25 protein-coding genes and 2 tRNA genes are annotated in these 24,955 nt (G+C 48.9%); 5 read left to right on the forward strand and 22 right to left on the reverse strand.

Translation table 11 applies throughout. The features are described 5' to 3' along the window. From HMPREF3139_RS10985 to mraZ, 13 genes are all read right to left on the reverse strand, one after another. On the reverse strand, positions 1 to 399 hold a 399-nt coding region (locus tag HMPREF3139_RS10985), incomplete at its 3' end, for a tetratricopeptide repeat protein (RefSeq protein ID WP_168160492.1). 61 nt (positions 400 to 460) lie between these two features. Then, a complete protein-coding gene (locus HMPREF3139_RS00835; RefSeq protein ID WP_070459561.1) occupies positions 461 to 949 on the reverse strand; it encodes a group II truncated hemoglobin in 489 nt (162 codons plus the stop codon). Between the two features lie 115 nt (positions 950 to 1,064). Continuing rightward, on the reverse strand, positions 1,065 to 2,147 hold the full coding sequence (mraY, locus tag HMPREF3139_RS00840) for a phospho-N-acetylmuramoyl-pentapeptide-transferase (protein WP_003685861.1): 1,083 nt from the start codon (positions 2,145 to 2,147) through the stop codon (positions 1,065 to 1,067). Positions 2,148 to 2,248: 101 nt separating this feature from the next. Continuing rightward, positions 2,249 to 2,398: a hypothetical protein gene (locus tag HMPREF3139_RS10990; protein WP_003748282.1), complete on the reverse strand. Its 150-nt coding sequence runs from the start codon at positions 2,396 to 2,398 to the stop codon at positions 2,249 to 2,251. Between the two features lie 15 nt (positions 2,399 to 2,413). Beyond that, the gene (gene murF, locus HMPREF3139_RS00845) at positions 2,414 to 3,778 is read right to left on the reverse strand and encodes a UDP-N-acetylmuramoyl-tripeptide--D-alanyl-D-alanine ligase (RefSeq protein WP_070459563.1); all 1,365 of its coding nucleotides are present in this window, start codon (positions 3,776 to 3,778) and stop codon (positions 2,414 to 2,416) included. After that, entirely contained in the window at positions 3,775 to 4,278 is a 504-nt protein-coding gene (locus tag HMPREF3139_RS00850; protein WP_070459567.1) for a hypothetical protein, read from the reverse strand. Before HMPREF3139_RS00850 ends, murF begins: the two co-directional genes overlap by 4 nt. Positions 4,279 to 4,299: 21 nt before the next feature. Continuing rightward, positions 4,300 to 5,154 (reverse strand): peptidase, encoded by an 855-nt coding sequence (locus tag HMPREF3139_RS00855; RefSeq protein WP_070459570.1) that lies wholly within the window; start codon positions 5,152 to 5,154, stop codon positions 4,300 to 4,302. Between the two features lie 24 nt (positions 5,155 to 5,178). Further along, complete coding sequence (locus HMPREF3139_RS00860; RefSeq protein WP_070459572.1) at positions 5,179 to 5,700, reverse strand: M23 family metallopeptidase; 522 nt, start codon at positions 5,698 to 5,700, stop codon at positions 5,179 to 5,181. Positions 5,701 to 5,880: 180 nt separating this feature from the next. Continuing rightward, positions 5,881 to 7,359 carry a UDP-N-acetylmuramoyl-L-alanyl-D-glutamate--2,6-diaminopimelate ligase gene (locus tag HMPREF3139_RS00865; RefSeq protein WP_070459574.1) on the reverse strand — a complete coding sequence of 493 codons (1,479 nt, stop codon included), beginning with the start codon at positions 7,357 to 7,359 and terminating at the stop codon, positions 5,881 to 5,883. Positions 7,360 to 7,385: 26 nt separating this feature from the next. Next, positions 7,386 to 9,134 carry a peptidoglycan D,D-transpeptidase PBP2 gene (locus tag HMPREF3139_RS00870; protein WP_070459577.1) on the reverse strand — a complete coding sequence of 583 codons (1,749 nt, stop codon included), beginning with the start codon at positions 9,132 to 9,134 and terminating at the stop codon, positions 7,386 to 7,388. A 78-nt stretch (positions 9,135 to 9,212) separates the two neighbouring features. Then, complete coding sequence (gene ftsL / locus HMPREF3139_RS00875) at positions 9,213 to 9,476, reverse strand: cell division protein FtsL (RefSeq protein ID WP_003681879.1); 264 nt, start codon at positions 9,474 to 9,476, stop codon at positions 9,213 to 9,215. 63 nt (positions 9,477 to 9,539) lie between these two features. Then, positions 9,540 to 10,502, reverse strand: coding sequence for a 16S rRNA (cytosine(1402)-N(4))-methyltransferase RsmH (rsmH, locus tag HMPREF3139_RS00880; RefSeq protein WP_070459580.1), 963 nt, complete (start codon positions 10,500 to 10,502; stop codon positions 9,540 to 9,542). Next, entirely contained in the window at positions 10,499 to 10,954 is a 456-nt protein-coding gene (gene mraZ, locus HMPREF3139_RS00885) for a division/cell wall cluster transcriptional repressor MraZ (RefSeq protein WP_003748265.1), read from the reverse strand. The genes rsmH and mraZ overlap by 4 nt, the downstream gene beginning before the upstream one ends. A gap of 401 nt (positions 10,955 to 11,355) precedes the next feature. On the opposite strand from mraZ, the gene HMPREF3139_RS00890 reads away from it, so the two are divergent. From HMPREF3139_RS00890 to HMPREF3139_RS00900, 3 genes are all read left to right on the forward strand, one after another. After that, entirely contained in the window at positions 11,356 to 12,507 is a 1,152-nt protein-coding gene (locus HMPREF3139_RS00890) for a class I SAM-dependent methyltransferase (RefSeq protein ID WP_070459582.1), read from the forward strand. Between the two features lie 106 nt (positions 12,508 to 12,613). Continuing rightward, positions 12,614 to 12,690, forward strand: a tRNA-Met gene (locus HMPREF3139_RS00895). Positions 12,691 to 12,696: 6 nt separating this feature from the next. Next, a tRNA-Ala gene (locus tag HMPREF3139_RS00900) sits at positions 12,697 to 12,772 on the forward strand. A 140-nt stretch (positions 12,773 to 12,912) separates the two neighbouring features. Here HMPREF3139_RS00900 and HMPREF3139_RS00905 read toward each other — a convergent pair. The 6 genes from HMPREF3139_RS00905 to HMPREF3139_RS00930 all read right to left on the reverse strand — a co-directional run bounded on the left by HMPREF3139_RS00905 (position 12,913) and on the right by HMPREF3139_RS00930 (position 17,944). Continuing rightward, positions 12,913 to 13,317 carry a ClpXP protease specificity-enhancing factor gene (locus HMPREF3139_RS00905; protein ID WP_070459585.1) on the reverse strand — a complete coding sequence of 135 codons (405 nt, stop codon included), beginning with the start codon at positions 13,315 to 13,317 and terminating at the stop codon, positions 12,913 to 12,915. An 11-nt stretch (positions 13,318 to 13,328) separates the two neighbouring features. Continuing rightward, on the reverse strand, positions 13,329 to 13,934 hold the full coding sequence (locus HMPREF3139_RS00910) for a glutathione S-transferase N-terminal domain-containing protein (RefSeq protein ID WP_039861850.1): 606 nt from the start codon (positions 13,932 to 13,934) through the stop codon (positions 13,329 to 13,331). Between the two features lie 214 nt (positions 13,935 to 14,148). Then, positions 14,149 to 14,934, reverse strand: coding sequence for a cytochrome c1 (locus HMPREF3139_RS00915; protein ID WP_039864285.1), 786 nt, complete (start codon positions 14,932 to 14,934; stop codon positions 14,149 to 14,151). A 14-nt stretch (positions 14,935 to 14,948) separates the two neighbouring features. Continuing rightward, positions 14,949 to 16,472 carry a cytochrome b gene (locus HMPREF3139_RS00920; RefSeq protein ID WP_168160493.1) on the reverse strand — a complete coding sequence of 508 codons (1,524 nt, stop codon included), beginning with the start codon at positions 16,470 to 16,472 and terminating at the stop codon, positions 14,949 to 14,951. Between the two features lie 18 nt (positions 16,473 to 16,490). Beyond that, entirely contained in the window at positions 16,491 to 17,072 is a 582-nt protein-coding gene (gene petA / locus HMPREF3139_RS00925; protein WP_070459589.1) for a ubiquinol-cytochrome c reductase iron-sulfur subunit, read from the reverse strand. Positions 17,073 to 17,194: 122 nt separating this feature from the next. Continuing rightward, on the reverse strand, positions 17,195 to 17,944 hold the full coding sequence (locus HMPREF3139_RS00930) for a Nif3-like dinuclear metal center hexameric protein (protein WP_070459592.1): 750 nt from the start codon (positions 17,942 to 17,944) through the stop codon (positions 17,195 to 17,197). 175 nt (positions 17,945 to 18,119) lie between these two features. Between HMPREF3139_RS00930 and HMPREF3139_RS00935 the strand changes: the two genes are divergently transcribed. Beyond that, positions 18,120 to 19,046 carry a LysR family transcriptional regulator gene (locus tag HMPREF3139_RS00935; RefSeq protein WP_003748251.1) on the forward strand — a complete coding sequence of 309 codons (927 nt, stop codon included), beginning with the start codon at positions 18,120 to 18,122 and terminating at the stop codon, positions 19,044 to 19,046. 75 nt (positions 19,047 to 19,121) lie between these two features. Here HMPREF3139_RS00935 and HMPREF3139_RS00940 read toward each other — a convergent pair whose 3' ends face one another. The 3 genes from HMPREF3139_RS00940 to dnaJ form a co-directional block, all read right to left on the reverse strand. Beyond that, a complete protein-coding gene (locus tag HMPREF3139_RS00940; RefSeq protein WP_070459594.1) occupies positions 19,122 to 19,772 on the reverse strand; it encodes a TIGR01621 family pseudouridine synthase in 651 nt (216 codons plus the stop codon). Between the two features lies 1 nt (position 19,773). Further along, a complete protein-coding gene (locus HMPREF3139_RS00945) occupies positions 19,774 to 20,352 on the reverse strand; it encodes a TMEM165/GDT1 family protein (protein WP_004518907.1) in 579 nt (192 codons plus the stop codon). A gap of 296 nt (positions 20,353 to 20,648) precedes the next feature. After that, positions 20,649 to 21,806: a molecular chaperone DnaJ gene (gene dnaJ / locus HMPREF3139_RS00950; protein WP_070459597.1), complete on the reverse strand. Its 1,158-nt coding sequence runs from the start codon at positions 21,804 to 21,806 to the stop codon at positions 20,649 to 20,651. Positions 21,807 to 22,276: 470 nt separating this feature from the next. On the opposite strand from dnaJ, the gene leuS reads away from it, so the two are divergent. Next, positions 22,277 to 24,907, forward strand: a complete 2,631-nt coding sequence (gene leuS / locus HMPREF3139_RS00960) for a leucine--tRNA ligase (protein WP_070459600.1) — start codon at positions 22,277 to 22,279, stop codon at positions 24,905 to 24,907. The last annotated feature ends 48 nt before the right edge of the window (positions 24,908 to 24,955 follow it).

Below are 24,955 nucleotides of genomic sequence, written 5' to 3' on the forward strand. Positions count from 1 at the left end.
ATAGTCTTGACGGACGCCTTGCCCTTGTGCATACCCATTGCCCAAATCGGTTTGGGCTTGGACTAATCCCTGCTCCGCTGCCTTACGATACCATCTGAACGCTTCGGCATAGTCTTGACGGACGCCTTCACCTTTGTAATACATCAGACCCAAATTACTTTGGGCTTGGGCATCCCCTTGTTCTGCAGCCTGCCGATACCACTGCACTGCCTGTGCATCGTCTTGAGGGACGCCTTGCCCGATGGCATACATCACGCCCAAATTATATTGGGCATCGACATTCCCTTGCTTCGCAGCTTGAAGCGTTTTCTGAAAATTCGGCATATTATCCGCCCAAACTGCCTGCGCCAAGCCAAAAGATAACAGGGCTACCATCATTTTTTTTAATAATTTATTCATTCTAAAATCCATTTCTTTCAAATTATTGTTTCTGTTTTATCCAAGAAGTTTCAGACGGCCTTTAGCCAGCAAATTCCTTAAAAAAGCTATTTACACCGTAGCTACTCAAAATCTGCTGCAATTCCGGTGCGCGCACCCATGGGTCAACCGCCATCGGCGGCATAGGCGGTTCGATACCGTCTTCGTTTTGGTTACGGCACCAATCTGCCATGGCAAAAACTTGGATTAACACCGGCTCAGCAAGTACTTTGTCGATGTCCAGTTCGCTCATGGCTTGGGCAAAGCAGGCGATCCATTCGTTGCGGACTTGTACGTTGACGGCAAAAGGCATATGGCGGGCGCGCAGTTGAGGATGGCCGTATTTTTCGACAAAAAGTTGCGGTCCCCCGAGCCAGCCGCTAAAAAATTCGTAGAGCTTTTCGCGTATCAGGGTCATGTCTTCGCCGTGCATCTGGCGCAGGGCGCGGTATTGCGGTTCGAGTTCCATCAAGTCGTAGAAACGGTCGGTCAGGGTGCGGATGCCGGTTGCACCACCAAAAGATTGGTACATGTTTGGGGACTTTCTGTGTGGATTATTACGGGATTTATTTTGAGACGTAGGATTCAGGCAAGCATGCTTACCTTACATAATGGCCGTCTGAAAGTTTCAGACGGCCTTTGGAGATTTAGCGGATTTTGAGGGTACTCAAGCCGATTAACACCAAGACGATGGTGATAATCCAGAAACGGACGACGACTTGGGTTTCTTTCCAGCCTTTTTGTTCGTAATGATGATGAATCGGCGCCATCAGGAAGATGCGTTTTTTGGTGCGTTTGTACCAACCGACTTGCAACATAACGGAAATGGCTTCAACAACAAACAGGCCGCCCATGATGACGAGGACAAATTCTTGGCGGATGATGACGGCAACGGTACCGAGCGCCGCACCAAGCGCGAGCGCGCCGACGTCGCCCATAAAGACTTGTGCCGGATAGGCGTTAAACCACAAAAAGCCGAGGCACGCACCACACATGGCGGTACAGAAAATCACCACTTCGTTTGCGCCGGCAACGTAAGGCAATTGCAGGTATTGGGCAAATTGGGAGTGTCCACTGGCATAAGCAAAGATGGCAAGGCCGGCGGCGACAAGTACAACGGGGAATGCGGCCAAGCCGTCCAAACCGTCGGTCAGGTTAACGGCATTGGATGTACCGACGATAGTCAAGTAGGACAATACCAAGAAGCCGACTACGCCAAGCGGCAAGGCAACTTGTTTGAAGAAGGGAACAATCAGGATATTGTTGGCAGAGTTTGTCGCAAGGTAGAACAATGCCAAACCGGCAATGATGGCAACGCTGGACTGCCACACCATTTTGAATTTGGCAGACACGCCGTTAGGGTCTTTATAAACCACTTTGCGCCAGTCGTCGTAAAAACCGAGTGCACCGGTAGCAAGCAAGACGCCTAAGAGAATCCAGATATAAGGATTTGCCCAGTTGCCCCACAAGATTGTGGATACGGTAATGGCAGTCAAAATCAGCGAGCCGCCCATGGTTGGCGTACCGTTTTTGATCAGGTGGGTTTGAGGGCCGTCGGTACGGACGGCTTGGCCGACTTTAAGCGCAGTCAGCTTGCGGATGGTCCACGGACCCAACAATAATGAAAATACCAGCGCAGTCAGCGCGGCCATTACGGCACGAAATGTGGTGTATTGAAAAATATTCAGACCGGTTAACCAGTTACTGAAATGTGCGAGCCATAAAAACATGGGGCTTCCTTTTTTGTTTTTGTTGTTACAGCGGGCTTATTGCCCAATTAAAAATAAATCGGTATGCCATCTGAAATTGCAGACGGCCTTGTTGAGTAAGATTATTTCTCTACCACGCAAATCGGATAGTTTCCAGGATTCTTTCCGCCGCCCAAATCCAAGCAGGTATCTTCATAAATAAATGCCTGTACTTTCATTCCGGCATAAAACGCGGCAATCAGCAAACCAGCCAATAGTAAAATCTTTTTCATATTTCAGACGGCCTTTTACGCAGTTGTTGTTGCCAATGCCTCGACCACTTCTTCCATCTTCATAAAGCGCGAGCCCTTGACCAATACGGTGGCGCGTTCAGGCAAGTCGTGCCTCAACACTTGAATCAGCGGATCTTTGTCAGCAAACCACAAACCTTCCGCGCCAAACGTTTCCGCTGCTTCAACGCTGTTGTCGCCGACAAAATATGCGGCCTCGATGCCTTTATCCCGTGCATACGCGCCAACTTCGGCGTGCATGGCAGCGGCTTCGTCCTCGCCCAATTCGCCCATATCGCCCATCACAAAAATACGCGGCGCAGGCATAGCGGCGAGCACATCAATGGCAGCTTTCATGCTGTCGGGGTTGGCATTATAAGTATCGTCAATCAAAGTCGCGCCTTTAATGCCTTGCTTGATATTCAGACGGCCTTTGATATTACTGAAATTTTTCAGGCCGTCTGAAACTTCGGCAAGACTCAAATCTGCCGCCAAAGCCAGAGCAGCCGCCGCTACGGCATTATGCACATTGTGTCGGCCGGGGACTGGCAACACCACGGCAACACGTTCATTGCCACGCACCAAATCAAATTCGCAGAACAACGGTTTCAACTCAATATTTTCTGCATGGACATCGCCACTGGCAACGCCGAAAGTCTGAGCGTTCAATTGCGCAGTAGCAGCTTCAAATGTAGCGATATTGGCATCTTCACACGGAATCAGCGCAATGCCGTCTGAAAGCAAACCTTCGTAGATTTCACTTTTAGCTTTAGCAATATCGCCGACACCATCAAAACCACAACCGACATGCGCGCGCAAAGCGTTATTGACCAAAGCAACATTCGGACCGGCGATTCGTGTCAACAAAGACAACTCGCCAAAATGGTTCATGCCCATTTCAATGACGGCATAACGATGTTTTTCGTTCAGTTTCAACAAAGTCAGCGGCAAGCCGATATGGTTGTTGAAATTGCCGGCAGTCGCCAACACAGCTTCATCACCGAATCGATGACGCAATACGCCGGCCAACATCTCTTTAACCGTCGTTTTGCCGGAAGAGCCGGTAATACCGAAGACAAACGGATTCACATTTTCACGCCACGCCTTCGCCAGTTTTTGCAAAGCCGCAAGCGTATCGTCAACCTTCAACGCGCCTTTCAAAGCCGCACAATCTTCGTGCGAAACCAAAACTGCCGTTGCCCCCGCTGCCAACACATCTTCAACAAAGTCATGAGCGTCAAAACGCTCACCGGCAAGCGCGAAAAATACATCGCCTTCCTGAATATCACGGCTGTCGGTTACGATGCGCGAAACGGGTTGATTTTCAGACGGCATCGGAAGGCCGAGCGTTTGGCAGATGAAATTTAGGTCTAGTGGTTTCATAATTGTGTTTCTTGTCCTTGTTCTAACGGCTCCCCATTTTTATCCGTATTTTGGGAAACCATTTTTAAATGACGATAATTACGTCCTGCCAGCACAATAAAAAGAATAGCGGCAAAATTTACACCGACAGAAAGCTTATTTACCGTAAGGCTGAACCATAGTTTCAATACACTATCTATATAAAATACAAAAGAAAATACATCGCTTGCAAAAGCAATCTGCAATAAGCATGGTATGTACACATATGTCATTCTCTTAAAACCGACTTCACGGAATTTAAACGCATTCCATGCTGCAGACAGCGCCAACACACCCAAAATGAAAAGTAAAATCCCAAAAAACACAGCCCATGCTATGTTGTTAATCAGTCCTTGCACACTCTGAATTGATGCCAGAATCAACCAAACCACGCCCTGCACCAAAGTCAGCCATGCCATAAATTTGCCGCTTTTGGGCAATTTTTTATATTCAGGAAATGTATTGGAAAACCAACTTTTCATACTATAAATCACTTTCTCTTATCAACTGCCGATTTTCCCGTACTGCTGGTAATCAGAAAAACACAATACAATGGTTTTACCGTTTTGTCGGTAGGGGTGGCAAAGGCTGTAATTACCGTCTTTTGCCTCATAACGTATTTCATTTATTTGTCCGGCAAATATTCTTTGCAAGTATTCACGCTCGCTCAAATTCGGAGCATAAAGATATTGCGTTTTGCTGATTGTTTCTTTATTGCCATTCCGAGTAACGACAAAATCATTATCATCGCCTCCTCCCTGAGCATTGGGCGCCTGCTCATCAATCCCACTTAAATAGGAATCGGCTGAGAAAGCCAAATAAACCTGTTTATTACCTATTGTATCCGGCACAATCACCGTAGCTGCTTTAAAGGCAGAATCTTCCTTCGACATCAGCTCAAGGATTAACGCTGCTTTTTTAATATACGCAAAATCAAAACGATAATCTGCCAATGCGTTGATTTGCGACGGATTGTCCTTGACGATGCGCTCTAGCGATTGAGTCAAAATCTGACGTTTTTTCTGAACCGTCAGATAATTTCCGCCAAATAGCAAAGCGGCCAAAACGGGAAATACGGCCAACAACAAATATAAGGTTTTCCGGCCACCTTTGCTTTCTTCCTCTTGTCCTCGCTCGGCAATACGGGTCAAATTCAGCATGATGTTCAGTATCAAGGCACCCGCCATTACAGCAAAAATCCCCAAAATACTCATCAGGAAAATTTCCGTAATGTATTCGCGGAACACCTTAAGCCCGAAAACATTGGATAGAGTCAGAACAAATACCCAGTACACCAGCAGCACAACTGCCACCATACCGACGATATTCGTTGCCTTAACCAATTTCTTTGCGTTCATACTCTCAAATCTTGTTCAGACGGCCTATCTGTTCTGATTAATCAGCGGATACGGATTCACTGCGCCGCTGGGTAGATACACGCCATAATGCAGGTGGGCCGGTGTGGTTCTGGCGTTGCCGGTTTTACCGACATAGCCGATGACCTGCCCTTCTTTTACTCGTTCATACAGGCGGATACGGGCAAATTTATTGAGGTGGTCATAGTAATGCCACGCACCCGGCCCTTGGATACCGATAACTTTACCGCCCAATCGGTTGCGCCCGATTTTGGTGACGATACCGGGCGTAGTACTGCGTATCGGCGTGTTTTTCTTAGCAAAGATATCCACACCTTCATGCCTGCGCCCCTGACTGCGCGCCGCGCCCCAAGTGTCGTCAAAACGTTTGCCTTTAACAGGATTGGGCAGGCTTTGCTCGGCAGGAGGCTGTTGCGCCCTCAACTGCTCGATTTCGGCAGTAGGACGCGGAAGTTGTTTGGTTGTACAGCCTGCGAATAAAACTACGGCTGCACTGATTAATAAGGTTTTTATCGGCATTTTCAGCATCAAATCGGTCTCCTTATTGTTCAGACGGCCTTGTTAAAAAATCCTCTGAAACAAACAACTGTGATGGGTTTAATGGCTGACGTGCCGTAATGCGAGTGTCGTGTTGCTTTTATTGTATATGCTTAAATCTTTTTCAGACGGCCTTGAGGTTTCGGGCCGTCTGAATATTTGCGATATGGCTTAACCGCGCTCTGCCAATGCTTTTTCTGCGATTTCAAAATCGGAGAAATGGTGCTTCACGCCTTGTACATCCTGATAGTTTTCATGCCCTTTACCGGCAATCAGAATGATGTCGTTCGCAGCGGCTTGTTCAACCGCATAACAGATGGCAACAGCGCGATCAACCTCGACGCGTTCAGGATTAGGTACGGCAGGCAAAATATCGTTGATGATTTCTTGCGGATTTTCCAAGCGTGGATTGTCGCTGGTTACGACGACTTTATCCGCACCCTGTACGGCTGCTGCGCCCATCAAGGGGCGTTTGCCACGATCTCGGTTACCGCCGCAGCCAAATACGCACCACAAAGCCGCGCCCTGCGGTTTGATTTCCTGCAAAGTGGAGAGTGCTTTTTCCAATGCATCGGGCGTGTGGGCGTAATCGACGACGACCAAAGGTTTGCCGCTGTTCATAATGCAATCCATGCGGCCTGAAGCAGGACGGATTTTTGCCAGTACTTCCAAAACGTTATTGAGTGGGTAACCGTTGGCACATAGCAAGGCAACGCAGGCGGCGAGGTTTTGCGCGTTGAACCGTCCGAGCAGACGGGTACGGCATTTTCCTTCGCCCCACGGGGTTTGGAATACGGCTTCCATGCCGTCTGAAGAAGCGGTGAAATCGGTAATGCGGATATCGGCTTGCTCGCTGAAACCATAGCCGTAAACGGCTAAATCGGGACAGCCTTTTTTCAGACGGCCTACGAGTTCCGCACCGTATTCGTCATCAACATTGATGATGGCGTGTTGCAGACCATGCCAGTAGAACAGGCGCGATTTGATGGCGCCATAGGCTTCCATGGTGCCGTGATAGTCGAGGTGGTCACGGGTAAGATTAGTGAAGATTGCGCTGCGGAATGGCACGCCGTTGACGCGCGATTGGTCAAGGCCGTGACTGGAAACTTCCATCGCAGCGGCTGTTGCGCCTTGCTGACGGAAGCGGTAGAGCAGAGTTTGGACATCGACAGGGGCAGGCGTGGTATGCGTGGTCTCTTCCAATGCGCCCCAAAAGCCGTTGCCGACTGTGCCGATAATAGTGGTTTTTTCGCCCAACAGATCAGCAGCTTGCGCCAGCCATTGTGTGATAGAGGTTTTGCCGTTGGTACCGGTTACGCCCCAAACTTTAAGGCCGTCTGAAACATTGCCGTAAACCTGTGCCGCCAACATACCGGCGCGATGTTTCAGATCTTTAATGCCTTGATTGGGAACGTTCCATTCGGGATTCCATGTGAATTTGCCGTCATCATCCCAAAAAACAAAGGTGGCACCGTTGACAATGGCGGCAGGAATATAGCTGCGGCCGTCTGTATATTCACCCTGACAGGCAACGAAAATGTCACCCTGTTTAATTTGTCGGCTGTCTGAATGCAACAAACGCCCTGCTGCGTTTTCACACAGCAGAGGCGGAAAGTTGGTTTCAGCCAAGGGGGTTAACTTGCTGAACATAAACAATATCTCTTTGATTGTTTGGATTATGACGGTACTTTGACAGTAGCGGTATTACTTAAAGGCTTGGTCGGGGAAACGCCCAAGATGTTCAAGCTTCCGCTCATGACTTCTTTGAATACGGGACCGGCAACCACGCCGCCGTAATAGCCGTTGGCAGTCGGTTCGTCGATGGTAACGGCCACAATCACGCGTGGATTTTTAGCCGGAGCAAAACCGATGAACGTACCGACGTGTTTGTTGTCCACATAGCGGCCATTGACCAGTTTGCGCGCCGTACCGGTTTTCGCACCTACGTCGAAACCATCTACCGCACCTGCAGTACCGGTACCGCCGGCTTCAGTAACGGAAACCATCAACTCGGGCACTTTTTTCGCAGTAGAGGCTTTGATGACGCGCTTGCCTTTAGGGGCAACCGCTTGTTTTTCAAAGCTGACCGGCAACAATTCGCCATCATGGGTCAAGACAGTATAGGCACGCGCCAATTGCAACAGGCTCAATTGCAGGCCATAACCGAAAGACATGGTTGCCTGTTCGATTTTTTGCCATCTGCGCCAGCTTCTCAACAAACCTGCAGTCTCACCAGGAAAGCCTGAATGCATGCGCACGCCCACACCTAAATCGTGATAGAAATCGTACATTTCTTTAGGCGTAAACATGGCAGAAAGTTTACTGGTACCGACGTTGGAAGATTTTTGCATGATGCCGCGCACATCCAAAGTAGGATAAACGTGGGTATCTTGTACGGTAGCCGGACCGATTTTGTACGGCAGGGTATTGAACGTATCGGTTGCATCCACTTTGCCTGAATCCAATGCTTTGGCAATGGTAAACGGCTTCATGGCAGAACCTGGTTCAATCATGTCGGTTACAGCGCGGTTGCGGCGCTGTTCGCTATTGGCTTGACCCGGTTGATTCGGATCGTAAGCCGGGCTGTTGACCAAAGCCAAAATCTCGCCGGTTTGCGCATCCAATACCACAACAGTACCTGCTTTGGCTTTGTGATAAGCCACCGCTTTGTTTAACTCGTCATAAGCCAGCGTTTGAATACGCTGATCCAAAGACAAAATCATGTCTTGGCCGTTTTTAGGCACGCTGTTGCGCGGAGAGTCGAGGCTGTCTACGATGTTGCCTTTGTTGTCGCGCAATACGACTTTCGCGCCATCTTCACCGCGCAGGCTGTCTTCACGAGAAAGCTCCAAGCCCTCCTGACCTTTGCCGTCGATATTGGTAAAACCGATAACATGCGCAAACAGATTGCCCAACGGGTAATGGCGTTTCAATTCTTTTTGGAATGCAATGCCTTTAATGCCCAATGCTTTGATTTCTTCTGCTTTCTCGTAGCTGAGTTGACGTTTCAAGTAGATAAAGCCTTTGTCTTTTTTAGACAATTTATTTTTCAAAACTTCAACAGGCACATCAGCAATGGCCGACAATTTTTCCAACTGCTCGTCAGTCGGCATTTCCTCCATACCGGAAGGCATGGCATACAATGATTCGGTAGGCGCACTCAAAGCCAATGTAGCACCATTGCGGTCGGTAATCATACCGCGTGATGCCGGCAGCGGAAGCGTACGCACAAAACGTTGGTCGCCCTGATTTTTCAAAAATTCATGCTGACTGGTTTGCAGATAAACCCCGCGTACCAACAGACCGGTAAATGCCAGCGCAACAGCGCCCAGCACCAAACCGATTCGCCCGTTACTTGTCAGCGGCTTTTTCGTTTTTGTTGTTCCAGACAGCATTTGAGGTTTATATTCGTTCTTAATTAACATGTTGAACTTCTCATGACTTAGCTGCTCAGTGAGCCATCAAATCCCGTAAATCTTGCACCAATGCAAGGCTCTGTATTCTTATTTTTTGCGTTCCAGCATAGCCGTATTATGCGCACCCGGAGGAAGCAGATGTTGCTTTTCGGCCGCCACTTTAATCAACTTGTGGTTTGCCAATCTTGCTTGCTCCAATTTCAGGCGCGCGTAATCCTGTTCCAACTGAATTTCCCGTTTTTGTGCCTTATCCAACTCGATAAAATGCAAACGGGACTGGTTTTGCTTAAACACTACGGCAAAGGCTGAGACCGTCACCAAAACCAGTAATAAAATATTCAACTTACCCATCTCAAACTTTCAGACGGCCTGTCAACAGGACTATCTCTTACGACAGCGTTTAGACGCCATCCCCTACTCAATAACCGAAAATTCGCCACTGCTTCGCTCCGCCACACGCAAAACTGCACTGCGCGCACGCGGATTGGCTTCAGTCTCTGTCGAATCCGGTTTGATTGCTTTGCCCACAGCCTTCAAAGGCGGCTGAGGTAAATCCGCTTCCTTAACCACTGCCCAACGGGGCAATGGCGCATGTTGCGAATATTTTTTAATAAACTGCTTCACAATTCTGTCTTCCAGCGAATGGAACGCAATGACAGCCAAGCGCCCACTCTCTTTCAGACGGCCTGCAACCTGCGGTAAAACTGCCTCTACCTCTTCGAGCTCGCGGTTAATAAAGATGCGAACTGCTTGGAAGGTGCGCGTTGCAGGGTCTTGTCCGCGCTCACGAGTACGGACGTTTTGCGCCACAAGCTGCGCCAGCTTGCGGGTTGTATCGATGGGACTTTCCTCCCGTTGCGCAACAATGGCGCGCGCAATCTGGCGACTAAACCGCTCTTCACCATAATTCTTAATGACCTCGTGTAAATCCTGTTCGGATGCGGTTGCAATCCATTCCGCCGCAGACATCCCGCGAGTCGGATCCATCCGCATATCCAACGGTGCATCAAAGCGGAAACTGAATCCGCGGCTGCCATCGTCAATTTGCGGCGACGAAATCCCCAAATCAAAAAGCGCACCGTCAATCTTATCGATGCCCAATTCATCCAAGGCCGTCTGAAATGTTTCAAAACCATTGTGTACGACACTGACACGTTTATCTTGCGCCGCCAGCTCATTAGCTACCGCAATCGCCTCGGGGTCTTTATCAAAAACAACCAAACGACCCTGCTCACCCAAACGCGACAAAATCAGCCGGGAATGCCCTCCCCTACCGAACGTACCGTCCACATAAATCCCGTCTTCACGGATTGCCAACGCATCCACCGCCTCATACAACAAGACAGTAACATGCTGATAATTTTCAACTTTACTCACAATTGCAAATCCGTTTGACTCAATTGGAAAGCCAATTCATCAGGATCAATATCCAAAGCCTGATTCATTTCCTCTTCCCAATGTTCGCGGCCCCACAACTCCATACGGTTTGCACGGCCAACCAAAGTAACTTCTTTTTCAAAATCCACGCGTTTACGCAGATTCGCCGGAATCAAAACACGTCCGGCGCTGTCCCACTCCAAAATCTCCGCATTGTGCAGCAGCAGATTCTGATACCGTTGCAAAGACTCATTGCCGGCCACTTTCAACTTCAAAATCTGCTCGGCTTTTTCTTCCCAAACGGGCTCGGGGTACATCAATAATTTTTTTCGGGAATCCAGTGTGACCACAATCGCAGGCGTATAACGGCGCAGCAAAATATCGCGGAATTTGGCAGGAATTGCCAACCGCCCTTTACTGTCCATACTCAATTCATGAGCACCGCCAAACACATCACACCCCAAATTCGATTAAAATAAAACAGAGTGGGATTAAAAATCCCACCTTTCTAAAATCTTTCGTTTTCACTTCTACGGAACACTTTTTAGGAAAAAGTAACCACTTTCACCCACTATGCCCCACTAACCGACACTATAAGAAATTTTGGCAATCAGGTCAAATCCGTTTCTTATCTGAAATAAAACACTAAACACTTTAAATTCAATATCTTATATATATAATGATGCATGACATATGGGTTTATTAAGTGTCTCGTTTAGCATTAAATACTATATGTAGTATTATTCATAGTATAAAAATACTATATATAGTATTTTTATACTCAATTACCACCCCTCTCATAAGGAGCTATAATATACAAACAAATTCAATTTTTTTACATTATCTAACAGTCATGAAGCCTCAACTCCCCCTTCCTTCCCCTGATGCACAAGCCTCTTCAGCACACCTGACCAAGCTTATAAAAAACGAAATTGAACAACATCAAAACTGGATACCCTTCTCCCGTTTTATGGAGCTTGCCCTTTACACACCTCAATACGGCTATTACAGCGGAGGCAGCCATAAAATTGGTACGGACGGCGACTTCATTACCGCCCCCACCCTCTCCCCCCTATTCGGACAAACCCTTGCCAAACAACTTGCCGAATTACTGCCGCAAACAGCAGGCAATATCTATGAATTTGGTGCAGGTACAGGTCATCTCGCTGCTACACTCTTGCAAAACCTTTCAGACGACCTGAATCATTACTATATTATTGAGCTATCGGCAGAACTTACAGAGAGACAACGCCAATATATTATTGAACATACCTCCCCAGAAGTAGCCGCCAAAGTCATCCACCTCACCACATTGCCCGAACATTTTGACGGCATCATCATCGGCAACGAAGTATTGGATGCCATGCCGGTGGAACGCTTGATTTATCAAGATGAAGGGTTTCAACAAATCGGCGTTAGCCTAGAGAATGACGAGCTAATCGAAGTCATTAGACTATTAACCCAAGCCGAACTTACGCAAACAGCCGCCTTATACTTCCCTCCCCTTCCCTCATACACAAGCGAGCTGCATCCGGCACAATATGCCTTTATCCAAACCCTGGCCGCCAAATTGCAGCGCGGCGGCATGATATTTATCGACTACGGCTTCGATGCCGCTCAGTATTACCATCCGCAACGCAAGGAAGGCACATTTATCGGCCACTATCGCCACCACACCATCCATGATCCGTTTTTCAATATCGGCCTGACCGATTTGACTGCGCACGTCAACTTCACCGATATCGCACGCGCCGGCACGGAATCAGGTTTGGACTTAATCGGCTACCTGCCCCAATCTTATTTCTTGCTCAATCTCGGCATCACCGATCTGCTGGCACAAATCGGCAGCCCGGATTCGGTTGAATATATCCAAGCCGCAGCAGCAGTACAGAAACTGATACATCAGCACGAAATGGGTGAACTTTTTAAAGTGATCGCTTTTGGCAAAGACATCGATATTGATTGGACAGGCTTTAGCCACGGCGATATTTGCCATAAGCTATAGCCTGACAACTTACTTTTTATTTTTTAAAAACAATAAGAAATAAAAAAAAGCAAAATTAGCGCTTGCCAAATATTCAAAAAAAACTATAATAGCGACTTCACGAAACGGCGAATTAGCTCAGTCGGTTAGAGCAGAGGAATCATAATCCTTGTGTCCGGGGTTCGAGTCCCTGATTCGCCACCAAATTTCGGGGGTATAGCTCAGTTGGTAGAGCGCTTGCATGGCATGCAAGAGGTCAGCGGTTCGATCCCGCTTACCTCCACCACTAAACAAAAAAGCTCTTGTTAAACGCAAGAGCTTTTTTGTTTGGTTTAATTAATAATTAATTGCTCATTAATTTTGCCATTTCAATACCCAATCAATAAAGGCCGTCTGAAACATTTCAGACGCCCTTTTATCTTTTAATTACTTCACAAGCTTCAATACTTTTTTCGGTTTTTCTTCCGTAGATTCAGCTTTTTTATCTTCCGCTGCTGCAGCTTCGACAGAAGCAGGCTGATATGGTTCTACCTCAAATCCCATACCCTCTCCACTTTCGCGGCCAAATATACTGACAATATGACCGACCGGAATCCAAATCTCGTGCGCTACGCCGGAAAAGCGTGCAGAAAAATTGACCCATTCGTTGTCGATATTCAAGTTATGACTGGCGGTAGGACCAATATTTAAAACAATTTCATTGTCGCGCACATACTGCATCGGCACACGGGTATGTTCATTTACCCAAGCTACGATGTGCGGTGTTTGGTTATTATCCAAACACCATTCATACAAAGCACGCAACAAATACGGTTTGGTTGAAGTTGCCATAGATCCGTCCTTTAGCGGCGCATGGCTTTTTCAGCCGGCGTCAATGCTTCAATAAAGGCTTCGCGTTGGAAAATACGCTCGGCGTATTTCAGCAAAGGCGCAGCAGATTTACCCAGTTTGATGTCGTAATAGTCCAAACGCCACAACAGTGGAGATAAGGCAACATCAATCATGGAGAAGTCATCGCCCAAGATGTATTTGTTTTTAGTAAAAGACGGTGCCAACAGTGTCAAACCATTGCCAATGGCTTCACGCGCTTTAGCTTGTTCTTTATTGGTAGATTCAGGGTTTTCCAACACTTGCACCAAGCTGAACAATTCTTTTTCCATGCGGTACAGCACCAAACGGCCGCGACCGCGCATAACAGGATCACCCGGCATCAACTGAGGATGAGGGAAACGCTCATCAATGTATTCGTTGATGATGTTTGATTCGTGCAAAATCAAATCACGCTCAACCAGAACCGGTACTTGGTTATACGGATTCATCAAAGCCAAGTCTTCAGGTTTATTGAACACGTCCACATCTTTGATTTCAAAATCCATGCCTTTTTCGTACAGCACAAAACGGCAACGTTGGCTGAATGGACAAGTAATACCTGAATACAATGTCATCATAATCTTTTACTCCTGATAAATCTTTTCAGACGGCCTTAAGCCTTATAAAAATTCAGACAGAATTATACATAATTTCAAACACTTAATCCAGAAATTTCACATATCACATTGTTTATATTAAGTAATTTTAAAATTTACATTATTTCCGCATAAACTGATTTCACAAACAAAAAAGGCAAACCTGAAACAGGTTTGCCTTTTTGATTCAAAAGAATTAGTGAACGTCTTTCCAGAATTCTTTTTTCAGGAAGTAAGCCAATGGCAGCATTACCGCAAACAGGAATGCCAAAACCATGTAGCCGATGCGGTGGCGTTGCAACTGAGCAGGCTCGCCCATGTACACCAAGTAGTTCACCAAGTCGCGTACATAAGTATCGTACTCTTTTTGGATCACTTTACCGTTAGGCAGGCGACGGCTGTGCAAACCGGTAGATTCCCAATACAGCTTAGGAGTCAGGTTGCCATGCTCGTCTTTAATCATAACAGGCTGACCTTTGGCATCCAACTCAACAGCCTGAACACCTTGTTGTTCCCACAGTGGGTGAGGCATACTCGCACCGGCCAAAACAGTATTGTTCCAACCGGTCGGACGAGTTGGGTCTTTATAGAAGCCGCGCATATAGGCGTACAGGTAGTCTGCACCTTTAGAACGCGCAATCAGGGTCAAATCCGGAGGAGGCGCACCCAACCATTTGGAGGCATCTTTCGGATCCATTGCCGCTACCATGACGTCACCAACGTTGTCTGTTGTGAACATCAGGTTTTTCTTGATTTCATCTTCAGTCAAACCAATATCTTTCAGACGGTTGAAGCGCATACCGCTTGCAGAGTGGCAAGACAAACAGTAGTTTGTAAAGATTTGCGCACCGTGCTGCAGACTGACTTGGTCACGCAGGTCGATATCGACTTTTTCGTAGTGTCCGCCGCCGCTGGCGACGGCTGCACTCATAGGCACTGCCAGCAATAAGGCAGCAAACCAGTTTTTCAGAGTTTGTTTCATTTTCGCTGCCCTCATCAGATATTGGTTGCAAACAAGTAAGCACCGACAACGGTAATACCGACGTAAACAAAGAACATAATTTTTTGTTTAGTAGTGCTCATGGTTACGCGTTCAGGCGTAGCTTTTTCGCTATTAAACGCATTCAGGAATGGAATAGCTGCAAAGAAAACAGTGTAAGCCAGAACGAACGCCTTAACGATGTTATTTGGCAAGACTGCAACTAAATACAGGTTATAAATAATTAAAGCTGCATAAACAAACAGACTGATTAAATATTTAATACCACCAGCTTTTTCAGCCAACCATTTAGGATTTGTATGCAAAGGCATACCGATGAAGAACAAGAAATAGAATGCACTGAATGCACGAGCAAAAGCTGTACGTGTATCATCTGCTACCAATGCACCCAAAATTCCCAAGCCGATAAAAGATACAACAAACAACGCCAACATTACTTTGAACGAGTTGCTGCGGTAACGAACAGATTTTACAGGTGACTTATCCAACCAAGGCAACAAGGCAATCAATACAACTGCTGCACCCATGCCGATTACACCCCATACCTGAGTACCTGCCATCGAAGGAATCGCACGCAAAATAGCGTAGAACGGGGTGAAATACCATACCGGCGCAATGTGCGGCGGTGTTTTCAACGCGTTTGCTGCATCGAAGTTTGGCGCTTCCAAGAAGTAGCCGCCGCCTTCAGGTGCAAAGAACAACACAGAACAGAAGACAATCAAGAATACAACAACACCCAAGATGTCTTTAACGGTGTAGTAAGGATGGAATGGGATACCATCGCGTGGAATACCGTTTTCGTCTTTGTTTTTCTTGATTTCAACGCCATCAGGGTTGTTAGAACCCACTTCGTGCAGGGCGATGATGTGAGCCACAACCAAGCCGAGCAATACCAAAGGCACAGCGATAACGTGCAGGGCGAAGAAGCGGTTCAAAGTAACGTCGGAAACGTTGAAGTCACCGCGGATCCAAGTGGACAAATCAGGACCGATAACAGGGATGGCGGAGAACAGGTTAATAATTACCTGCGCACCCCAGAAGGACATTTGACCCCAAGGCAACAGGTAACCCATAAAGGCTTCTGCCATCAATGCCAAGAAAATCAGGGAACCGAAAATCCACACCAATTCACGAGGTTTTTTGTACGAACCGTAAATCAGACCGCGGAACATATGCAGATAAACGACGATGAAGAAGAAAGATGCGCCGGTGGAGTGCATGTAGCGGATAATCCAACCTCCGGACACGTCGCGCATGATGTACTCTACTGCGGTAAAGGCAGCAGGCAGATGGTAAGCGTTAAGGTTGCCGTCCGGTTTGTAGTTCATGGTCAGGAAAATACCGCTGACGATTTGAATTACAAGGACGAGTAGAGCCAAAGAGCCGAAGTAATACCAGAAGTTGAAGTTCTTCGGCGCATAGTATTGAGCCAAATGCTCATTCCACATTTTAGACAGAGGGAAGCGAGCGTCCATCCAGCCTAACAATGCTTTTGCTTTGCTATTGGTTTGGTTTGCCATAATTATCGTTCCTTATTTTTAGTCTTCGCCCACCAAAACAGTTGTATCGCTCAGATATTTGTAAGGCGGTACAACCAAGTTGGTCGGTGCAGGAACACCTTTGTATACTCGGCCTGCAATGTCGAATTTCGAACCGTGGCAAGGGCAGAAGAAACCGCCTTTCCAGTCTGCGCCCAAGTCGGCGGGAGCAATGTCGGGACGGTAAGTCGGAGAGCAACCCAGGTGGGTACAGATACCGATAGCGACGAGGAGGTTCGGCTTGATCGAACGGGTCTCGTTTTTAGCGTATTCCGGTTGCTGATCCACTTCGGAATTAGGATCGACAACTGCGCCATCCAAACTTTTCAAGTCTTTGAGCTGTTGATCTGTGCGGTTGACCAGCCAAATCGGTTTACCCTGCCATTCGGCAGTCAGCATTTGGCCTGCTTCGATTTTGCTGACATCTACTTCGACAGCAGCACCAGCAGCCTTAGCTTTCTCCGATGGGAAGAAGCTGGCCACGAAAGGCGTAGCTACGCCTAGAGCCGCCACACCGCCTGCACCGCATGTAGCCAGTGTCAGGAAACGGCGGCGACCGTTGTTGATTTCTTGATTATCCATTATTCAGTCGTCCTAAAATTTTGGGAATACCGAGCCATTAAACAGCGTAATTCTACCTAGTTTGTTGTAATACTCAAAGCATTATTTAAAATAAGGTAAAGTTTTATGATATTTCTCAATACTCAAGCAGGATTGTTTTCATCAAAGTGAACTACTTCGATACCGAATTTTTCTGCCACGGCATCGCCTAAGGCACGTACGCCGTAGCGTTCTGTCGCATGATGACCGGCACTGATAAATGCCACACCCGTTTCATTGGCAAGATGATATTGCGCTTCCGAAATCTCACCGGTCAAATACGCATCGACACCTTCGTCTACGGCCGTCTGAAAAAATCCCTGCGCACCGCCGCTACACCAGGCAATGCGTTTGATTTCGCGTTCAAGATCGCCGATAACGGTCGGCTTGCGGCCGAATACCGCCTCAATGCGTTCAGACAACTGCGCCAGCGTTTGCGTGGTTTTCAGACGGCCTGTATTCAACAGGTTTTGCTCGCCGAATTGTTTTTCGAGCACCCAATCGAGTTTCTCGGCCAACTGTGCGTTATTGCCTAATTGCGGGTGCGCGTCCAGCGGCAGGTGGTAGCCCGCCATATTGATTTGGTGTTGCAGCAAGGTTTCAATGCGTGCTTTTTTCCAACCGGTAATCGTGACAGGCTCGCTTTTCCAAAACATGCCGTGGTGGACCAAAAGCATATCCGCCCCCTGCTCTACGGCAAAATCGATTGCAGCTTTGCTGGCGGTAACCGAAGTGGCGATTTTGGCAATTTCTTCTTTGCCTTCGACCTGCAAACCGTTGGGCGCATAGTCCTTAAACAGCCCGACCTGCAATGTCTCATCGCACCAAGCCAGAATTTCGCGGCGTAAAGCCATATTCCGCTCCTTATATCTATCTTCAAAAACAGCTTCGCATTCTAACCGCAAAATCTGTTTATGCCTCAAATTCTTACATTCCGATTTCAGCAATCATTCCCAACATTAATCATTTGCACATCATCATGAATTATTTTAATATACCCCACCTTACCCACAGGCCGTCTGAAAACACATGGACTCTATTATCGAATTGCGTCATCTCAAAACCTTGCTGGCTTTAGAAGAAACCGGCAGCGTTTCCCTTGCCGCCAAACGGGTTTTCCTGACCCAATCCGCCCTGTCGCACCAAATCCGCGCCTTGGAAAATTATTACGAAACGCCGTTGTTTGAACGTAAATCCACACCTTTGCGCTTCACTCCGGCCGGTATGCGCCTGTTGCAACTGGCACGCGAGCTATTGCCGCAGGTTGCCGCCGCCGAACGTGATTTGGTGCGGATTATCGAAGGTGAAGCGGGCGAACTCAGACTTGCCGTCGAATGCCACACCTGCTTTGACTGGCTGATGCCTGCCATGGGCGAATTCCGCCCGTTATGGCCGCAAGTTGAATTGGACATCGTTTCAGGCTTCCAAGCCGATCCGGTCGGGCTACTGTTGCAACACCGCGCCGACCTTGCCATCGTTTCCGAAGCCGAGCCGCTCAACGGCATCAGCTACCGCCCTCTGTTTGCCTATGAAATGGTCGGCATCTGCGCAGAAGACCACCCGCTTGCCGACAAAGACGTTTGGGAAGCGGAAGACTTTATCGACGAAACCCTGATCACTTATCCCGTCCCCGACGAAATGCTGGATTTGCCCAAAAAAGTGCTGCTGCCTAAAGGCATTAATCCGCCACGCCGCCACAGCGAGCTGACCATCGCCATTATTCAGCTGGTTGCCAGCAAACGCGGCATCGCCGCCCTGCCCTATTGGACGGTCATGCCGTATTTGGAAAAAGGCTACGTCGTCCACCGCAAAATCACTTCAGACGGCCTACAAAGCAAACTTTATGCCGCCATTCGTACGGAAGACGCCAACAAAGGCTATCTGGACAACTTCTGCCAAATCACGCATGACCGCTGTTTTGCCGACTTGCCGGGCTTGAGCGAATTGGAAATGTAAACTTGAAACAATCAAAAGGCCGTCTGAACAATTTTCAGACGGCCTTTTTTAATATACACAAAAATTTCACTGCTTCTATTCGGACTCATCCGAGTTCAAACACGCCGACAAATCGATTTCAGACGGCCATGTTTTATCAGGCGCAACCCGAATATCGAAATGCTCGCCGCGATAGTCGAAAACCAAACGCCAAGCGTGCAAAAACAGATGTTCCGCCTCATCGCCGCCATACAGCGTATCGCCCAAAATCGGACTGCCTATGCTTTTCATGGCCACGCGCAGCTGATGGGTTTTGCCGGTAAACGGTTGCAACACAAACAGCCGCAAACCGGGCTTCAGGCTTTGGCTGCTGAAACGGGTAACGGCAAAATTATCCTCATCACGCGTCAGCTTCCATGTACCGCGCCGCGAACGCGCCATACCGCCTTTCACCCAGCCCTGCTTTTTCGCCGGCTTGTGCGTACCGAGTGCCAAATAAGTTTTACGCATGGTTTTCTCGGCAAACTGTGCCGACAAAGCCGCCGCGCTGTCGCGGTTGAGCGCAAACAGCAACAGGCCGCTGGTGGCTTTATCCAAACGGTGAGCCAGCCACACGCGTTCAACGCCGAGTTGCTGCGCCAGCGAAGCGGTCAGGCAAACATCCCCTTCCGATTCGCTGTGCACCGATACGCCGCAAGGCTTATTAATGACCACAAAATCTTTGTGTTCAAAAACAATGTCCCACATTTCAGACGGCCTTCAACACGATACCGTCGCCAAGCAGGGTCAAAATACCCAGCAGGCAGAACAAGATACATGCGGCAATGCGCACTGCTTTGGCCGGAATCTTGCGCATCAGCATTTCGCCCAAATACACGGCAGGCACAGAAGCAATCATCAAACCGGCAATACTGCCGACCACGACCAGCAGGATAGATTGGTATTTTGCCGCCAAAAGAACTGTCGCAATTTGCGTTTTATCGCCGATTTCCGCCAAGAAAAACAGGACGACCGTCGCCGTAAATGCGCCGTATTTCAGCCACTTGCCGTCAGGGTCTTCGTCTTTGTCCGGCAACAGCAGCCATAATCCGACCGCAATAAAGCTGCCGCCGACCACCCATTTCATGACTTCGGGCGAAATAGCGGATGCCAGCCAGACACCGAGTGCGGCTGAAACAAGATGGTTCAACAGGGTTGCAATAAAGATACCGGCAACAATCGCGTTTTTATGGGCAAAACGTGCTGCCAAAAAGAGCGCCAGTAATTGCGTCTTATCGCCGATTTCGGCAATGGCAACGCCCAGCGTCGAGGAGAAAAAAGCTTCCATGATTTAAGATACTCAACCGAAAAGCGGGCAAACAAAAAGCGCTGTGCATACCGCCCGCAAGGGTATGGACAACGCTTACGTCTTGCCTGTCTTCCGATAAAGCAGAGAAGATACCGCTGCCACGGCCGCACAAGCCGATTATGTTGACAACGGTTTCGGCATTGCGCCGAATGGCTACTCCCGTAAGAGTGAAGCCCGAATTGTAAGGCAATCCATGGCTTGAAGCAACAGAAAGAAAAACAAAAGGCCGTCTGAAACCCTATAAAGCAGGTTTCAAACGGCCTTTTTCACAATGATTAATTATCGGAGAACAAATCGCCTACTTTTTCCCAAAACGATTTTTTGCGCGGGGTTTGGCTGAGGTCGAGGCCGGAGGAGATTTTTTCAAATTCTTCCAGCAACTCTTTCTGACGATCGGTCAGGTTGACCGGTGTTTCAACCAAAATGTGGCAGTACAAATCGCCGGTCGAGCCGGAACGCAGAGACTTGATGCCTTTGCCTTTCACGCGCATGCGGCGGCCGGTTTGCGTTTCTTTCGGAATGTGCAGTTTGACTTTGCCGTCCAGAGTCGGCACTTCGACTTCGCCACCCAATGCGGCAATGGCAAAGCTGATCGGCAGTTCGCAATGCAGGTCCAAGCCGTTGCGCTCGAAGATTTTGTGCTGTCTTACGCGGACATTGACGTACAAATCGCCTGCCGGTGCGCCGTGTTGACCCGGCTCGCCCTCGCCGCTCAAGCGGATGCGTTGACCGTCGTCGATACCTGCCGGAATGTTGACTTCAACTGTTTTACTGGTTTTGGTGCGGCCTTCGCCACGGCATTTGACGCAAGGGTCTTTGATTTCTTTGCCTGTACCGTGACAAGTCGGACAAGTCTGCTGCATTTGGAAAATGGCTTGGCGGACGTGTACCGTACCTGAGCCGTGACAGGTCGAACAAGTCGATGCGGATGTGCCCGGTTTGGCACCTGAACCGTGGCAGACATCACATTCTTCGTAAGTCGGAATGTTGATGCGTTTTTTCACGCCTTTGGCGGCTTCTTCAAGCGAAATCTCTATGCCGACCTGCAAGTCCGCGCCGCTGTAATCCGGCTGACGGCCGCCTGCGCTGCCGCCACCGCCGAACATTTGGCTGAAAATATCGGAAAAATCGAAGCCTTGCGCACCACCAAATCCGCCTTGGCCGCCGAAACCGCCAAAGCCACCGAATCCGCCCGCACCTGCGCCCTGTTCAAACGCGGCATGGCCGTATTGGTCGTACATGGTACGTTTTTCCTTGTCAGACAAGGTGTCGTACGCTTTTTGGACTTCTTTAAATTTTTCTTCCGCTTCTTTGTTGTCAGGATTGCGGTCGGGATGGTATTTCATTGCCAGCTTGCGGTAGGCTTTTTTGATTTCATCGTCGCTAGCGCTGCGGGCAACACCAAGGGTTTCGTAATAATCTTGGGTACTCATAATTTTGATAGTGTTTTGAATAAGTTTGAACTGGGTCGGATATGTGGGCGGAAGGTAAAAAACTCAAGTCGATATTTTTAAGGCCGTCTGAAAATTTTGTTTCAGACGGCCTTCCTCGCTTTGTCAAAGCATGATGATGGCCTTAAAGTGAAAGAAGATTTGACTCTATATCGCTGTTTTGTATTAGAAAGGTTTTCTTCCATGATACAAAAAATTGCTTCCTTTTTATGCCTGATGCTGATGATGACCGCTGCCAGACTTACCGTTAACCGTTTCATACTCAGGCCGTCTGAAACCCTGTTTTCAGACGGCCTTTTGATTGTTTGCGTTCTTCCACGTCAAAACAAACGGGAAACAACAATGCCAAAGCGGTTTGACATGATGTTACGACACAAGCAATCCGCTTCTGAATCCGCTATAATCTGCGTTTGATTTTATTTTCCAACGCCTTTTGTATAAAGCAAAACATCATGCAAGAACAATATCAACCCGCCGCCATCGAGCCTGCGGCGCAGAAAAAATGGGATGACGCCCGTATTTTCAACGTCTCCGAAGACGCTTCCAAACCCAAATACTACTGCCTTTCCATGTTCCCCTATCCCAGCGGCAAGCTGCACATGGGGCATGTGCGCAACTACACCATCGGCGACGTATTGAGCCGCTTCAAACTCTTAAACGGCTTCAACGTCATGCAGCCTATGGGTTGGGACGCGTTCGGTATGCCTGCGGAAAATGCGGCGATGAAAAACAACGTCGCCCCTGCCGCATGGACTTACGACAACATCGAATACATGAAAACCCAGCTTAAAAGCCTGGGTTTTGCGATTGACTGGGAACGCGAAGTCGCCACCTGCAAACCCGAATACTACCGCTGGGAACAATGGCTGTTTACCAAGCTGTTTGAAAAAGGCATCGTCTATCGCAAAAACGGCACGGTGAACTGGGATCCGGTCGACCAAACCGTCCTTGCCAACGAGCAAGTCATCGACGGACGCGGTTGGCGCTCCGGCGCGTTGATCGAAAAACGCGAAATCCCAATGTATTACTTCAAAATCACGGATTACGCCGAAGAGCTGCTCAATGATTTGGACAAGCTGGAACACTGGCCTGAACAAGTCAAAACCATGCAGCGCAACTGGATCGGCAAATCTCGCGGCATGACCGTGCGCTTCGCCGTTTCAGACGACAGCAAACAAGGCTTGGAAGGCGATTACGCGAAATTCCTGCAAGTTTATACTACCCGTCCTGACACGCTGATGGGCGCGACTTATGTTGCCGTTGCCGCCGAGCATCCGCTGGCAACCGCCGCCGCAGCCGACAAACCTGAATTGCAAGAATTTATCGCCGAATGCAAAGCCGGCTCGGTTGCCGAAGCCGATATGGCGACGATGGAGAAAAAAGGCGTGCCGACCGGCCGCTACGTCGTCAACCCGCTCAACGGCGACAAGCTGGAAGTGTGGATTGCCAACTATGTATTGTGGGGCTACGGCGACGGCGCAGTGATGGCTGTTCCGGCGCACGACGAACGCGATTTCGAGTTCGCCACCAAATACAATCTTCCGAAAAAACAAGTCATTGCCGTTGGCGACAACGCATTCGACGCAAACCAATGGCAAGAATGGTACGGCGACAAAGAAAACGGCGTCTTGGTCAACAGCGACGACTTGGACGGCATGAATTTTCAGACGGCCTTCGACGCCATCTCCGCCAAGCTGCAAAGTCAAGACGCAGGTGAACCGAAAACCCAATACCGCCTGCGCGACTGGGGCATTTCGCGCCAACGCTACTGGGGCTGCCCGATTCCTATCATCCATTGCGAAAAATGCGGCGACGTACCCGTCCCAGCCGACCAACTGCCGGTCGTCCTGCCTGAAAACGTCGTACCCGACGGCATGGGTTCGCCGCTGGCAAAAATGCCCGAGTTTTACGAAACCACCTGCCCATGCTGCGGCGGCGTGGCGAAACGCGAAACCGACACCATGGACACCTTCATGGAGTCAAGCTGGTATTTCTTCCGCTATATGTCGCCCAAGTTCGCAGAAGGCATGGTATCGACTAAAGCCGCAAAATACTGGGGCGCGGTCGACCAATACATCGGCGGCATCGAACACGCGATTCTGCACCTCTTATACGCGCGTTTCTTCACCAAACTGATGCGCGACGAAGGCTTGGTCAATGTTGACGAACCGTTTGAACGCCTGCTGACGCAAGGCATGGTCGTTTGCGAAACCTACTACCGCGAAAACGACAAAGGCGGCAAAGACTGGATCAACCCTGCCGATGTCGAGCTGACTTTTGACGACAAAGGCCGCCCTGTTTCCGCCGTTCTGAAAGCAGACGGACTGCCAGTCGTCATCAGCGGCACGGAAAAAATGTCCAAGTCCAAAAACAACGGCGTCGATCCGCAAGAACTGATTAACGCCTACGGCGCAGACACCGCCCGCCTGTTCATGATGTTCGCCGCACCGCCCGAACAGTCCCTCGAATGGAGCGACAGCGGCGTCGAAGGCGCACACCGCTTCCTGCGCCGTCTGTGGCGTACCGTTTACGAATACTTGAAGCAAGGCGAAACAGTCAAAGCGTTCGCAGGCAACCAAGATGGTTTGTCTAAAGAACTCAAAGACCTGCGCCACAAACTGCATTCCACTATCACCAAAGTCAGCGACGACTACGGCCGCCGTCAGCAGTTCAACACCGCCATCGCCGCCGTAATGGAACTGCTCAACCAATACGATAAAACCGACACCGGCAGCGAACAAGGCCGCGCCGTCGCTCAAGAAGTATTGGAAGCCGCCGTACGCTTGCTGTGGCCGATTGTGCCACACATCTGCGAAACCCTGTGGAGCGAATTGAACAGCGCGAAACTGTGGGAAGCAGGCTGGCCGACAGTCGATGAAGCCGCTTTGGTCAAATCCGAAATCGAAGTGATGGTTCAAGTCAACGGTAAACTGCGCGGCAAAATCACCGTCGCCGCCGACGCATCCAAAGCCGACCTCGAAGCCGCCGCCCTTGCCAACGAAGGCGCAGTGAAATTCATGGAAGGCAAGCCTGCGAAGAAAATCATCGTCGTTCCGGGCAGACTGGTGAACATCGTGGTGTAAAGCTGATTCGACATTAATTGCTGTAATTAGGAAAGGTCGTCTGAAAAC

It is taken from the genome of Neisseria sp. HMSC15G01 (assembly GCF_001808255.1).
Taxonomy (GTDB): Bacteria; Pseudomonadota; Gammaproteobacteria; order Burkholderiales; family Neisseriaceae; genus Neisseria; species Neisseria subflava_A.